Origin of the sequence: Exiguobacterium sp. s138 (assembly GCF_018618775.1) — a bacterium.
Taxonomy (GTDB): Bacteria; Bacillota; Bacilli; order Exiguobacteriales; family Exiguobacteriaceae; genus Exiguobacterium_A; species Exiguobacterium_A artemiae.
This window is the reverse complement of record NZ_JACSMW010000003.1, coordinates 356,014-369,569: the sequence shown is the minus strand read 5'-3', so window position 1 is coordinate 369,569 and position 13,556 is coordinate 356,014. Positions and strand designations below refer to the sequence as shown.

Genomic DNA, 13,556 nt, shown 5'->3' with positions numbered 1-13,556 from the left:
CCCGATCGTCTCAGCAAGCTTGAGGCGATCGGGTATTTCAACGATTAAAACCGTTGGACCCATTCGATTTTGTATTGTGTCCGACCAAATTGTTTGCGGAGCATCGTGTCTGCTTTTTTACGTGCAGCGGTGTGGTCACCGGCTTTAATGATTAGGCGGTCGGTGTCGACGACTTCTTCCTGTTCAAGGACGTGGTACTGAACGGTATATTCTTTGTTAAACATTCCGAGAAATCCCAAGAAATTCACTCCCATATTCTTCATTCTATTAGTTATTATATGGTATTAAAATGTGGAATGCAATTTAAATAAATGACTTTCGTCTCACCTGTGACAAAAAGAAATATGGTTCAAAAGAAGGATAGCGCTAATATTTCAAATGTTATAAAAATTGTTGGTATAACACGACAAAAATCAGAAAAATATAATATTTCTACGTGTAAGTTACATTAGGGGTAGGTCTTTAGACATCCCTTAAAAAGATTCATTTCCATCGCTAAAATATATTCGGGAAGAATGTTTTTATCCATTAACAAGAATTGCCTTGGAACTCTTATGGAATTATCGGTATGATAAGAGCAGTGAGAAAAAAGAGGTGAACCGATGAGTGAAGAAATGAAACAGGAAGTCCATTCGGGCAAATTACGAACAGGAAAACGTGAGCATGTTTTCTTTACGATGTTATTGATCAGTACCGTAGTAACGGTGTGCGGACTCATTGTTGCGTTGTTTACGCTCGGGATAATCGGGATTGTCCTATTGATTGCCGTTCTTGTTCTGCTCGGCATCATCTGGACGTGGCAGCTCGTCCGGGTGATGACGATTCGGACGGACGGGATTCTGCTGAGTGAACAGCAACAGCCGCTCATCTATGAACAGCTTCGACAGGATGCGGAACGATTAGGGTTTTGGAAAGTACCGGACGTCATCGTGACGCACCATAAGACCATCCAACGTCCCCGGACGATCGGTTTGTTTCAAAAATATATGCTCGTCTTACCGGCCGGTTATCCGGTCGATGCGACAACGCGCTTCGAACTGTTGCGTGAACTCGTCCATCTAAAACAAAATCACGAAGAGAAACAGATGCTGCTGTTACTCGGGAGCTGGGTGCCGTTCCTGAGAAGTGCTTACATACGGGCATGCGAGGAAACGGCAGATCGCCATGCGCTGGCTTGTCTTCCGGAAGAGGAACGTGTGCCGGCACTTGTCCGGTCCGTTGTCGGTCCTGTCTCTTGGCAGACACTGAATCTTCCGGTTTACATCGATCAAAAACGGGAATCGATGTCATTTGCCGCAACGCTCAGCGAACTGTTCCGAAACCAGTCATCGGTTTCCCGCCGATTGACGTTTGCCGGACTCGGCGCTCCACGAAACCAGTCGACCCGCATTGCCGGTGCCGTCCTTGTCAGTCTCAGCTGTCTGGCACTGGCCGGTCTGGTCTTCGTCGCGACAGAGTTCAAGTTGCCGCAGTGGATAACGGACAGTGTATCTTCCGTTGAGCAGCAGACGACGGCAAAAGAAGATCTTGGAGAATCAAAGCTGATGGCGGCGATTCAAAAGGGGACGCTCAAGGAAATCGAAGCCTTGATTCCAAAGAGTGACATGGAAGCAGTCGATGCGGACGGGGATACAGCTTTGCATTATCTCGGGTACCGGAAGTCAAGTGAGGGGCTCGAGACGGTCTTTAAAGCATTGCTCGCTGCAGGAAGTGATGTCGACGCCGTCAATGAGTTCGGCGAACGACCGTTCATCACCGCGGTCTACAGCAACAACAAGGAATTAGTGGAGCTGTACTTAAAACGAGGCGAAAAAATCAATCAGCAGGACGATGAGAAATATACACCGCTCCATCACGCCGTAGAGGGTGAAGGAAAAGAGACGGTCGAGCTTTTGCTTGAACAGGGCGCGGATCCGACCATCAAAAATGCCGACGGTTATACGCCGCTGATGATGGCACAGGAGTATGAGCTCGACGATATCATCGTTTTACTGAAACAAAATCAGACGCAGACGTTATGAACACAAAAACAGGAGGGGATCTCATCCACCTCCTGAAGACGCAAAAAAGACCGGCTGTTAAGCCCGGTCTTTTTTTGCGGAATTATTTTGTTTCTGCTTTTGTATCAACGATCCGGCCTTCGATCGAATACTTGACTTCGCCGAGTGATTTCGTGAAGTCGCGGAGGTTTTCCCAGTCCGAAAGACCAAGATCCGTCACGCGGCCATCTTTGTACGCAACTTCGAACGGTGTAAGACCATCGCCGCCCTTAGCTGTAAAGGCATTGGTCGCGATGACATACGTTTTCGTAAGATCGAGGGGCTCAAACGTGTCGCCGTTTTTAACTTCCATTTTCGTGACACGATCGCCTTTCGCGAGTTTGCTGCTGTACTCGAACTTCATACCGGAAACGTGGAGGAATCCGCCGTTTTCGATTGGAGCAACACCGACACTGATTTCAAGCAGGTCTTTGATTTCCTGACCTGTCAATTTCACTGTCGCAAGTGTGTTACCGAACGGAAGTGTCGTTAAGACTTCACCGACTGTGAGTGGTCCGGCATTGATCGCAGCACGGATACCACCACCGTTTTGCATGGCGATGACGGTATCTTTGTTGTATTCTTTCGCTTTTTGGAGCATACCGTCCGTGATCAGGTTACCGAGTGCCGTTTCGCTGTTCCGGACACTGACTTCACCACGCGGATTGACGAGCTCGTTGACGATGTTTGCGCCGACTTCTTCGTTTTTAAGTTCTGTAATCTGATCAGCGTATGGTTTGAGGATCGAAGCAGCCGTAGCATCTTCCGCTGCTTTCGAGACATCGATCAATGATCCTTTATACTCTGTCAATTTCCCTTTGTAATCGAACGTCAGGTTTAGGTTACCGAGGAAATCGCCATATTGGTAAGCTTGGGCGATGATCGTTGGTTCTGCTTTACCCGGTACGACCGTATCGTCCACGACGACTGGTGTTTCGAGTTTCGTATGCGAGTGACCACCGACGATGACGTCAATTCCGTCGACGTTACGTGCGAGCAACTGATCGTTGTCGACAGCCGGGTTGTCATCAAAACCGATGTGCGTCAACGCGACGATTTTGTTGACACCACGGTCCTGGAGTTTCTTGACGGCCGCTTTCGCGCTGTCGATGTAGTTGGCGAAGGCAACAGATCCCGGGCTCGAGATGTCAGCTGTTTCTTCCGTCGTCAAACCGAAGAAACCGATTTTTTGACCTTTGTATTCTTTGATGATTCCTTGATAGATTTTACCTTTTTCAGGACCGGCTGTGATCGTTTTCGATTGCAGACCACCGAGTAATTCGTTTTTGCTGAAATCGACGTTCGCTGTAATGAACGGGAATTTCGCTTTCTTGACGAATTCCTGTAATGCAAGATGGTTGTCCGCATCCCCAAGATCGAACTCGTGGTTACCGAACGTCATCATGTCGTATTTCATATAGTTTATGAGCTCGAGATCGGCTTGTCCTTTGAACTTGTTGAAGTAAAGGGAACCTGAGAAGACATCTCCAGCATCAAGTAATAGGGATGGTGTACCGTCTGCTTTATAGGAAGCGCGGAGTTCTTTAATGACGGTTGCGCGTTTTGGTGTTTTGTCGAGGTTTGCGTGCGTATCATTCGTGTGCATCAAAGCGATCGAGAAATCATCTTTATTGATATCAAGCACATTGATTTTAGCTTTGAGGGTAATCGTTTTGCCGAGACGTGTGTAACTTGCGACAGCGTATTTCACGCCGGCTTCGCTCGTATCGACTTTCGACCAGCGGACCGGTTTGTCATAGACACGGCCTGTCGCATAGAGGACAGCGAGTGTTTTCGGGAGTTCCGGTTTTTCACCGACATAGATCGTCTGTTCCTTGACACTTTCGACGAACTTCACGGCATAATTTTGAATGAGGATTTTAACTTCGATCGGTGATTTCTTCTTGCCATACGTTCCTTTGACCGTCTGATAACGGTTGAAGATATGACGATCATAACTTTTCCACGTGATTTTCTCGCCCTTGTATGTAGCAGGTAACTTGACCGGGGCACCTTTTGTGAAGACGAGTGACTTGAGTTTGACCGTTTTGACTTTGACATGCGTTGCTGCGGATACAGTAGTCTGTGCAACCGGCACGATTGCCGATGTCGTCAGGGCGACAGCGACGGCTGCCGCGTAAAGCGGTTTTGATTTATACATACGTAAAAATCCTCCTTCAAAGTGGGTGTATGAATACAAGGTCGAAATGCGATCGTTGACCTCTTCTTCTACTATAAGTTGTTCCGAGCAGATGATGCGATAAAACTTTTGTAAAATTCGTAAATTCTTAGGTCGGACGACATGACAACTAGCAGGAGACGTCCGTTTCAGTCCGTTTTTCTGGTTAATTTGACCTAAACACATAAAATGATAACGCTTTCATTATAATCTGTCTGAATGAAAAAAGAAACGGAAACATACATCAATTCGTCAAACATTTCCATTAATTGATAATCTATTGGTGGAGTTCAGTGTATGAATTCTGTATGATGGAGAAACGAGGAAAATGCGGGAGGAGAGCAACGAGAAGATGAAAGAGACGATTCAAGGCACGATGGTGCTGGTCATTTTATGTGTGATGAGCATTTTATTGATTTGGGGATTGTCATCCCCGCCGACGACAATTGAATTTCCACTTCTGTCCCATTCGCAACCAGTCAACAGCGACGTCCTTCATACCGCTGCCGACTGGTTTTTTTAGCGGTCAGAAAGCTACAGTTTGGTGTCGGTTTGTCCAATACATTGACATGAATTTTAACGATGGCTAGAATTGATTAAGTGTATGGCACCCGGTGCCTGCCTTTTTAATAGGAAAAGCGTGTTTGAAAAGGGAAGGAGGAATGGACAAACGTGCAGGCGAGCTGCCTGTCCGCGGTCGGTCGTTCGTTTGAATAATCGCGAACGGAGTCCGTTTTTTTATTTTGATGTGGATGCAACGGAACTAAAATACATGTACCTTTACAGATCGGAAGGAAATTAATTATGTGGAAAGAAATGAAAAGTATCATCCGCGAACAAGTGGAGAATTTTCCGCTGATTCGCCGTCTCGCCCGGTATGAGATTAAATCGGCGCACGCGGAGCAACGACTTGGACTTTTATGGGAGCTGCTCAATCCCGGTTTACAGATCTTTATTTATTGGTTCGTCTTTGGTGTCGGTCTGAAAGGGAACAGAAACGTCGAAGGCGATACGCCGTTCATCGTCTGGCTCCTGTGTGGGATCGTCGTCTGGTTCTTCATCAATGATGCCTTGTTGCGTGGATCGAACTCGATCAACAGCCGCCTGGCGATGGTGACGAAAATGCGATTCCCGATGAGTGCGATTCCTTCGTACGTCATCTTGTCCCGGATGTATCAGCACTTCGCGATGCTCCTGATTGTCTTCATCGTCATCATCCTGAACGGTATTCCGATCACCTGGAAGTTGCTTCAACTCCCGTATTATATGGTGGCGACGTACATTTTCGTCTACGCGTTCTCCCTTTGTTTCTCAACACTGATTACGCTCGTCAAAGACATTCAATTATTCCTGCAATCGATGATGCGGATGCTGTTTTATCTGACACCGATTCTGTGGAACATCGAACGGTTCCCGGACGTCCTGCACGGTGTGCTGCGTCTGAACCCGGTCTTTTACCTGGTGGAAGGATATCGTGCGAGCCTGCTCGGCGGTGCCTGGTTCTGGCAGGAATGGCCGACGGGACTTTATTTCTGGAGCGTGACATTGCTCTTGTTCACAGCCGGAACGTTTTTACACATTAAGTTCCGTAAATCATTCACCGAGCTCGTTTAAGGAAGGAAATCGCCATGTCTATGATAAAACTCGACCATGTCACGAAACGGTTTGATATGGTCACGACGACAAAAGAAAAATTTAAGTTACTGTTTAAGAATCAAAGTAAAAACGTCAAGACGTTCACGGCGCTCCGGGATGTCTCACTCGAAATCGGATCCGGTGAAGTCGTTGGTCTTGTCGGAATCAACGGTTCCGGGAAATCGACGTTATCGAACTTGATTTCCGGCATCATTTACGCCAACGAAGGTGACGTCGAAATCAACGGGGAAGTGGCGATCATCGCCGTGTCCCAAGGATTGAAAAACGTCTTGACCGGTCGTGAGAACATTCACCTGAAATGTCTGATGCTCGGGATGGACGATGCGGAAATCGAACGCCGGATGCCGGGAATCATCGATTTCGCGGACATCGGGGATTTCATCGATCAACCGATTAAAAAATATTCAAGCGGGATGAAGTCACGACTCGGCTTTGCGATCGCCGTCAATGTCGATGCCGATATCCTGATCGTCGATGAAGCCTTGTCGGTCGGTGACCAGACGTTTTACAACCGGTGTATCGACAAGATGAACGAGTTCAAGAACGAAGGCAAGACCATCATCTTCGTCAGTCACTCGCTGAACCAGATCCGAAGCTTCTGTGAGCGGGTCATCTGGCTCGAATACGGACAGGTCAAACTCGACGGGACGACGAAGGAAGTCGTACCGGAATACAAGAAGTTCCTGACTGAATACAAGAAGCTGACGAAAGAAGAACAGCACCAGTACCGGCGGGATCGTCTAAAGGAGCAAGGCGCCCAGGCAAAACCGGGCAAGAAAAACACGGATGCGGAAGACACGGTCAAACATCCGGGCTGGATTTTGTCAGGCATCAGCTTACTCGTACTTGCGGCCGGCAGTCTGATGGTCATCGATGAGACACCGTCATTCGCGACATTCACGGAAGCCTTAACCAAATTATTCTGAGTGACAGACCAGGGACACATGTCTCTGGTCTTTTTTTGACTCAAACAGGGAACAAGAGATTAGAAAGAGAATGTTTATCTATAACCGATCCAGTGCGGAGGAGGAATAGACGTGTCGAAAGTCAGAAAAGCCATTATCCCGGCAGCCGGTCTCGGGACCCGGTTTTTACCGGCGACCAAAGCGATGCCAAAAGAAATGTTGCCGATTTTAACGAAACCGACCATCCAGTACATCGTTGAAGAGGCGGTGGCGTCCGGAATCGAACAGATCATCATCGTCTCTGGGCGGAGCAAACGGGCAATCGAAGATCATTTTGACCACGCACCGGAACTCGAGAATATCCTGCGGCAAAAAGGAAAACTTGATCTGTTGAAAGAGGTCGATGCTTCGACGACGATGGCGGAGATACATTATATCCGTCAAAAGGAACCGAAAGGACTGGGACATGCGATTTGGAGTGCCCGGCATTTCATCGGTGACGAACCGTTTGCCGTTCTGCTCGGGGACGATATCATCGTCTCGGAAGAACCAGGTCTGAAACAATTGATGGATCAGTACGAAGAACTCGATGCGTCGGTCGTCGGTGTCCGGCAGGTCCCGAAGGAAGATACGCACCGGTACGGGATCATTGATCCGTTGAACCAGACGGGACGCCGTTACCAGGTCCGGCAGTTTGTCGAAAAACCGGTTCAGGGAACGGCACCGTCGAATATGGCGATCATCGGACGGTATATCCTGACGCCGGCGATTTTTGAATACTTGGCGACGCAGGAGGCGGGGTCAGGCGGGGAGATTCAGCTGACCGATGCAATCGAACGGCTGAATGGACAAGAAGACGTCTACGGATATGAATTGAAAGGGAAACGATTTGATGTCGGGGAGAAGATGGGATATGTCGAGACGACGTTAGCGTTTGCGCTTGAAGACGCAGAGATTCAGGCAGATGTCCGAAACTTACTTCGGCGTTATGTCGAGGGTTGGGAGCAGGAATGAACAATAGGAGTGACGGGATGAAAATCCGCCACTCCTGTTGAAAGAAGAGTGCTGAACGTTATGTTTGTTTCGTGTTCATGTATGTCTTGACATGCGGCGCATGATACGTCCGGAATCGTTCGAGCAACCGTTCCGGATCCGATTCTACAATCAGCATCGCCGCGTGTTCCGGAATCAGGAAACCTTGTGTCTCCATCTGCTGAAACAAGGCAACGAGCGGGTCATAGTAGCCGTCAATGTTTAAGATGCCACACGGCTTTTCGTGAAGACCAAGCTGTGCCCACGTAAAAACTTCAAAAAACTCTTCCATCGTTCCCGGACCACCGGGCAAGATGATGAAGCCGTCCGCAAGCTCGGCCATCTTCGCTTTCCGGTCGTGCATCGATTCGACGAGGTGAAGTTCGGTCAGGTTCGGATGGGCGATCTCTTTTTCCTGCAGGAAATGTGGCAGCACGCCGACTGCCTGTCCGTTGGCTGCGAGAACAGCATCGGCGACGGCACCCATCGTTCCGACACGTGAACCGCCATAGACAAGTCCGATTTGATGCGCTGCGAGCGTCGTCCCGAGTGTTGCTGCGGCTTGCCGGAAAATGGGTGTTGCTCCGTCTTTAGAACCACAAAATATTGCTAGCTTTTTCATCCATAGGTCCCCTTTTTAAAAATCGTCTTCTGTCACCATATCATATCAGTAAGTTTTGAATAAGAGGAGTCTTGTAAGGTTTTGACGAAGAAAAACAAATCAGGAAACGTCAAAGTAAAGGAGGAAGTAATGAGACCTAAAACCATCGTCTGGCTGGTCCTGCTGATTGCGGCAATCAATCTTGCAATCGGTCTTTGGATCCCGGAATCATCTGTCCGAACGACGGTTAGCAGCATTTTGCTCGGGCTGGTCGTCTTACTTGGAGTAGGGTATTTCATTGCACTGCGCCGTTCGTCAAAATAAATTAAACCCGTTTCATTTGCGTGCAGCAGACGGAACGGGTTTTTGTATGCAGCACAATCATAAAGTAGAGGGTGATTGAATATTCTAAAAAATCTATTTTCATACACTTTATCGACACAATGATGGATAAAATGTAAATAATATGCACATTTCGGGACGTATGACCCAAGTCAAAAGATACGGTTAGTGTAAATAATGTGCAAAATACACTAAATATTCGTATTCGAATATCCGAGGGGGGTCTAAGGTTATATGATGTTGTTACAGAGCTAGACAAAAAAATTAGGAGGTTATTCATTATGAACTTAAAAAAGAAGTTTTTAATTTTAGTTGGACTCATAACTATTAGTTTACCGATTTCAGGTATAACTCATTCTGAAACAAATAACAAATTAGCAAAGAATGATTTACCTTATGAGTATTCAATAAAACAGTTAGCAAAAAATGATTTACCCTATGAATATTCGGTGAAGCAGTTGGCGAAGAATGATTTACCTTATGAATATTCAGTGAAACAGTTGGCGAAGAATGACTTGCCATACGAATACATTGTTATCGGTAAAACTAAAGCTTGATTATCTTAAAAAGTGAGCTTTATTCTTTAAAATAATTTGCTTATACTCTTCCATGTTTAAAAGCTCAAAAAATACGTTGGCTTTGAAATAAGATTGTTTGATTGTTTCGTAGTCATAATTCAAATTTTCTAAACAAAATCCTTGTTGATAATAAAGTTGTCCTAATAGTGACATATCTTTAAACTTTAAGCTTTGTTGAATAGCTTCTTCAACAATCTCTAAAGCAGTAAGTGAATCTTGAAGGTGTAAAAGCGTTTTAGAAAAGTTGTAAAGAATCCTGATTCGATCGAGCAATAATTCTTCACTTTCAAAATCTAGAGCGATTAATTCTTCATACACCTTTCTGCTGTGGGTATAACTTTTATTTTCAGAGTATAGATTTGCAATAGCAGACTTAATTCGAATTATCATACTAGGTGAATAAAAAGTGGAAGAATATTTTTCAGAAAGTTGTCTTAAAACGACAATACAAGTTCTATAATCCGTTTTTTTTAATCGATGAGCAGAAATACTGTTATAAAAATTTAACAGAAGTGAAATTTCTTCATCATGATACTGTTTTAACCTTAATTTAGTTTCTTCATAAACAGTTTCAAATTCTCGATTTCTAAATTTAATTAATAATTCTTCATCAAGATGAAAAAATGAATCTCTATAATTAGCATGATCAAAAAAAGAAGAAAACGGTACTTGTAACTTTTTTGATAATGCAAAAAGCAAATCAACCGTCGGAGAATGTGTCCCACTTTCAATTTTACTGATTTCCGCCTGGCTGCAAATTCCGTTCGCCAAATCCTTCTGCGTCAGATTATGCTTCTTGCGAAGGCGGCGAAGGGCCAGACCAATCTGCGGTGACGTGAATTGATCCATCGGGTTCTGTCCTTTCTGTCCAGTGGATTTGAGAAAACGATACCCTTTTCCATTATAAGAGGGAACGGGATCCGATACCAAACTTTTAGTTCAAAAAGTCGTCAACGTGTTGTCTGCCATTTTAAACGAAAGAAAGGGGTAACTCCTATGAATCTCACCTTTAAAGAATCGCGCCGGACGATGACATCTTACGGCTGGTGTTTAAATGCTGCTGCTGTCTCGGTCGCACCCTTGGCAAGTCGGGAAATGGACCGGATCAAACCGCCGGCGAAACGAGAACTCAAAACTTCATGATAACGTCTCTTGTTGACGTGGCTTCATTCCGTCACAGGTTTGAAGCCTTTTTTAATACGGATTACTGAAAGGAGCATGGATATGATCGGACTAACGGTTCTTTCTGAAAGCGAAGGCTGGTTACACCAACTCGACCCGACTGATGCCCTCACGACTTTTTGTGAGCAGCACCGGTTCTCAATGGATCGTTATGATTACGATCAACATACGTTTTTGGATTTACTCGACTATATGGAATTTCAGGAATTCGAACATTATTTGTTTGTCCTGCGAGGACCGGGGAAGCGGACCTTGCGACTGGTCGCGTATTTACAACAGCGGATGTTACATGTTCAGTTTCATCTGATTAATGAGCGGGGCGACGTCTTGTTCGGAGACCCCTATTTCTTGGATAGGACGATTCCGTTAGAAGGGACGACAGAATATACGCAACCGATTGAATTACAAGATGCCTTGATGTCGTTGTTCACCGGTGTCTATCCGGACACCGCGTCGCGTCAGCCGCAACCGTTGCGTCACGTCTACATGGAAACGACGGATTTGCTCGACTCGATTACACCGACTTTGTTTGATCAAATGACAATCAACAGTTTGTTATACATCGATCAGTCGACCCGTCATGACTTACCGGTCATCGAATTGATGAGCCGGACACCGGTCCTGCTGGCGTTTTCCGATACGTTATCCTTTAGTGTCAGAGACCGGTTGGCGACGTTTGAGCGCAGTAATCTGGATGCTGCCATCAAACAGTGGCATGAGACAAGTGTCGTCTCCAATCCGGAACAGCGGATCGGGATTCTTGATTATGCGACGCTCACCGGCATGCCGTCCTCCCATCGTCTGTTCATTCACAGAGACGGAATCTATGCAGATTATGGAAAGCGGCTATTGCTCAGCGAGGCGTTCGACTTAAATATCTGTCAGTTACGTCAAAATCAGTTGGCGACATGGGAAGCGCTCGCTCCGATTACTCAACTCGCCTTATATCCGATTCTGTTTCAACTGGCTTCAGCGTTTCAAGGAACAAGTCAGTTCGTGACGCCTTACAGCGTGTTCGAGCTGCCGCGGACGGAAGGAAAGCTTGGTCCGCTGACGATGATCGGGATTCAAAATAAAGAAGGCTGTTTTGCCTTCGAACTGTTGACAAATCAATTGTTTGAGACGGATGAAGTCTTTCTCGCGATTCTCGAAGCCGATCAAAAGGAACGGTTCGATGTGTTGCCGAAGCGGCTTGGGAATGATTATGAAGCGGCGGTTCAGATGTATAAGGAGTTGATTTATCATGGATGACACACCATTATTCGGTCCATTTGCGCGAAAAGGAAGTTATTCACGTGTTCAAGTTCTCGATCATCTGTTTGCAGATGACCGGTTCACGGCACTGTATCAAGAAACGTCCTCCTTACCGGAAGTCGACGAATTGATGTTATACCGGCGCTACCTTCAAAAAGAAGATCGTGTGCTGGTACATGGGAACTTTTCAGCAAAGTTATTCAATACGTTATGTGCGGAAGGATACGATCTGTATCTCATCGAGTCGGAGTTAAACCGAATTGCCGGTATCTCCGAGCAATACCTGAACCGCGTCTACGGACTCAGCAATGAGGTGGTCGATGTCATGGGAAGCCATGCGTTTCATAAAATCGTCTTGCCGGGTACGACGATTGCCCGGTATTCACGAGGAGAACTGTTATTGTTCTTCCGGAATATCCGTCACTTACTGGCAACGGACGGTCAATTACTGATCAGTATCCATAACGCGGATTATCTAAGACAAAACGTCCAACCGATTGCCTCGCGACGTATGGAGGACTGTACCTTGTTTTACGGTCAAAAGGTCGACCGCGACCGGTTGATTTTTAATACGTATCTGAAATCGGCTTCTGATGAGAAGGTTGGTTATGTAGTGGAACATCTGTATGAAACAGACACGTTGTTTGAGTTTGCTAAACTGTCCCGGTATCGGGGACGGACATTGTACGCCGGGAAAAGCATCAGTATTTTGGAGTTCGATAAAATCGGATGATTTCAGAATCCTTCTTATACCATCAAAAGGGACAGATTTTTTATGATCTGTCCCTTTTTGCTATCATAAAAAAATTAAAGAAGGTAGCTTGTTTGAAGATAATTAATTCCTTAAATTGGATATAAATATTTTTAATACTAGTTTAACTAGGTCTAAAGGTGGGGTAATAAACAAAAGCAGTACTTATCAATCAGTTTGATGATGCCATGCTAAAATCGGAGGATAGGTAAACGTTATGGATGAGAAGGTAGTTAAACTGAAAGCCAGTTGTTTATCCTTTATTGAGACGTTATTTCCGGAAGAGCATTTTGAGTTTGTGGAGCATACCATTCTTCCAGATGCCTTTGGCAAGAGCGGTACACATCTGACGTTTAAATCAGATGAACGCGAGCTCAAACTCAGTTTTGTCAATCAAGCACATAGTCGCTTCGAACGTGTTTTCCTAGCCGAAAAGACGCCGGAGTCCCCGTTCTTCAGTCGGATGATGGAAGCGACATATGAAGACGGTCAATTGTACATTCACCATGTCTTAAAATCTGATTGAAACGGCAAGTAAAAACACGATGAGATGTGCACAGGAAACATCCTGTCCGCTTCTCATCGTGTTTTTAGGTCAAATCTCAATCGATTGTAAGCCTTGTTGAAGTGCTTGATTGATGGTTGTCGCCATGCGATCACGGACTTCTTGCGTCAGGAGACGGCCATTGAAGTAGACTTCCGGCGAAAGTGTCAAGTGGACGAGAATATCTTCCAGGACAAGTTTAAAGTCGAGCGGTTGTGTCGGTTCGAGGGATTGAGCCATAAACTCCTGCAGCGAAGGATGTTGGACATATTGGGGATCAATCAGATCGATCACAGTCGTATTCAAAGCAAGAGCAAGCCGTTCTAATGTTTGAGTATTCGGCATCCGTTGACCACGCTCATAAGCTGAAATCGAAGTGACCGTTTCGCCGCAGCGTTCAGCCAGGTGTTTTTGGGTGTACTGGTGTTGTTTACGCAACTGCATGATTTTTTTTCCGAGCGCACGTTTCACAGGGCTCAACTCCTATTCTTGC

General features: G+C 45.8%; 16 protein-coding genes. 11 read left to right on the top strand and 5 right to left on the bottom strand.

The features are described from left to right. Positions 1–44: 44 nt before the first annotated feature. Positions 45–224, bottom strand: a complete 180-nt coding sequence (locus tag KNP91_RS09090) for a hypothetical protein (protein ID WP_012371459.1) — start codon at positions 222–224, stop codon at positions 45–47. A gap of 378 nt (positions 225–602) precedes the next feature. Here KNP91_RS09090 and KNP91_RS09085 point away from each other — a divergent pair, with 378 nt between their 5' ends. Then, a complete protein-coding gene (locus KNP91_RS09085) occupies positions 603–2,021 on the top strand; it encodes an ankyrin repeat domain-containing protein (protein WP_214849746.1) in 1,419 nt (472 codons plus the stop codon). An 82-nt stretch (positions 2,022–2,103) separates the two neighbouring features. Here the strand turns inward: KNP91_RS09085 and KNP91_RS09080 are convergent, their stop codons facing one another. Beyond that, positions 2,104–4,200, bottom strand: a complete 2,097-nt coding sequence (locus tag KNP91_RS09080) for a 5'-nucleotidase C-terminal domain-containing protein (RefSeq protein WP_214849743.1) — start codon at positions 4,198–4,200, stop codon at positions 2,104–2,106. Positions 4,201–4,570: 370 nt separating this feature from the next. On the opposite strand from KNP91_RS09080, the gene KNP91_RS09075 reads away from it, so the two are divergent. From KNP91_RS09075 to galU, 4 genes are all read left to right on the top strand, one after another. After that, on the top strand, positions 4,571–4,741 hold the full coding sequence (locus tag KNP91_RS09075; protein WP_214849740.1) for a hypothetical protein: 171 nt from the start codon (positions 4,571–4,573) through the stop codon (positions 4,739–4,741). Between the two features lie 281 nt (positions 4,742–5,022). After that, positions 5,023–5,832, top strand: a complete 810-nt coding sequence (locus KNP91_RS09070) for an ABC transporter permease (RefSeq protein ID WP_214849737.1) — start codon at positions 5,023–5,025, stop codon at positions 5,830–5,832. A 14-nt stretch (positions 5,833–5,846) separates the two neighbouring features. Beyond that, entirely contained in the window at positions 5,847–6,800 is a 954-nt protein-coding gene (locus tag KNP91_RS09065) for an ABC transporter ATP-binding protein (protein WP_214849735.1), read from the top strand. A gap of 111 nt (positions 6,801–6,911) precedes the next feature. Beyond that, positions 6,912–7,793, top strand: a complete 882-nt coding sequence (gene galU / locus KNP91_RS09060) for a UTP--glucose-1-phosphate uridylyltransferase GalU (RefSeq protein ID WP_214849733.1) — start codon at positions 6,912–6,914, stop codon at positions 7,791–7,793. Positions 7,794–7,851: 58 nt separating this feature from the next. Here galU and KNP91_RS09055 read toward each other — a convergent pair whose 3' ends face one another. Then, positions 7,852–8,433 (bottom strand): LOG family protein, encoded by a 582-nt coding sequence (locus KNP91_RS09055; RefSeq protein ID WP_214849732.1) that lies wholly within the window; start codon positions 8,431–8,433, stop codon positions 7,852–7,854. A 129-nt stretch (positions 8,434–8,562) separates the two neighbouring features. On the opposite strand from KNP91_RS09055, the gene KNP91_RS09050 reads away from it, so the two are divergent. Together KNP91_RS09050 and KNP91_RS09045 are read left to right on the top strand one after the other, a co-directional pair. Then, entirely contained in the window at positions 8,563–8,736 is a 174-nt protein-coding gene (locus tag KNP91_RS09050) for a hypothetical protein (protein WP_214849731.1), read from the top strand. Between the two features lie 299 nt (positions 8,737–9,035). Next, on the top strand, positions 9,036–9,311 hold the full coding sequence (locus KNP91_RS09045) for a hypothetical protein (protein WP_214849730.1): 276 nt from the start codon (positions 9,036–9,038) through the stop codon (positions 9,309–9,311). Here the strand turns inward: KNP91_RS09045 and KNP91_RS09040 are convergent, their stop codons facing one another. Continuing rightward, on the bottom strand, positions 9,312–10,181 hold the full coding sequence (locus tag KNP91_RS09040) for a helix-turn-helix domain-containing protein (protein ID WP_214849728.1): 870 nt from the start codon (positions 10,179–10,181) through the stop codon (positions 9,312–9,314). 147 nt (positions 10,182–10,328) lie between these two features. Here KNP91_RS09040 and KNP91_RS09035 point away from each other — a divergent pair, with 147 nt between their 5' ends. From KNP91_RS09035 to KNP91_RS09020, 4 genes are all read left to right on the top strand, one after another. Beyond that, positions 10,329–10,475 (top strand): hypothetical protein, encoded by a 147-nt coding sequence (locus KNP91_RS09035; RefSeq protein ID WP_158537512.1) that lies wholly within the window; start codon positions 10,329–10,331, stop codon positions 10,473–10,475. A gap of 81 nt (positions 10,476–10,556) precedes the next feature. Next, positions 10,557–11,765, top strand: a complete 1,209-nt coding sequence (locus tag KNP91_RS09030; protein WP_214849727.1) for a hypothetical protein — start codon at positions 10,557–10,559, stop codon at positions 11,763–11,765. Then, on the top strand, positions 11,758–12,501 hold the full coding sequence (locus tag KNP91_RS09025; protein ID WP_214849726.1) for a hypothetical protein: 744 nt from the start codon (positions 11,758–11,760) through the stop codon (positions 12,499–12,501). Before KNP91_RS09030 ends, KNP91_RS09025 begins: the two co-directional genes overlap by 8 nt. A gap of 235 nt (positions 12,502–12,736) precedes the next feature. Continuing rightward, complete coding sequence (locus tag KNP91_RS09020; RefSeq protein ID WP_214849724.1) at positions 12,737–13,045, top strand: hypothetical protein; 309 nt, start codon at positions 12,737–12,739, stop codon at positions 13,043–13,045. Between the two features lie 69 nt (positions 13,046–13,114). On the opposite strand, the gene KNP91_RS09015 is transcribed toward KNP91_RS09020, so the two are convergent. Further along, positions 13,115–13,534 (bottom strand): helix-turn-helix domain-containing protein, encoded by a 420-nt coding sequence (locus KNP91_RS09015; RefSeq protein ID WP_012371445.1) that lies wholly within the window; start codon positions 13,532–13,534, stop codon positions 13,115–13,117. Positions 13,535–13,556: the final 22 nt, after the last annotated feature.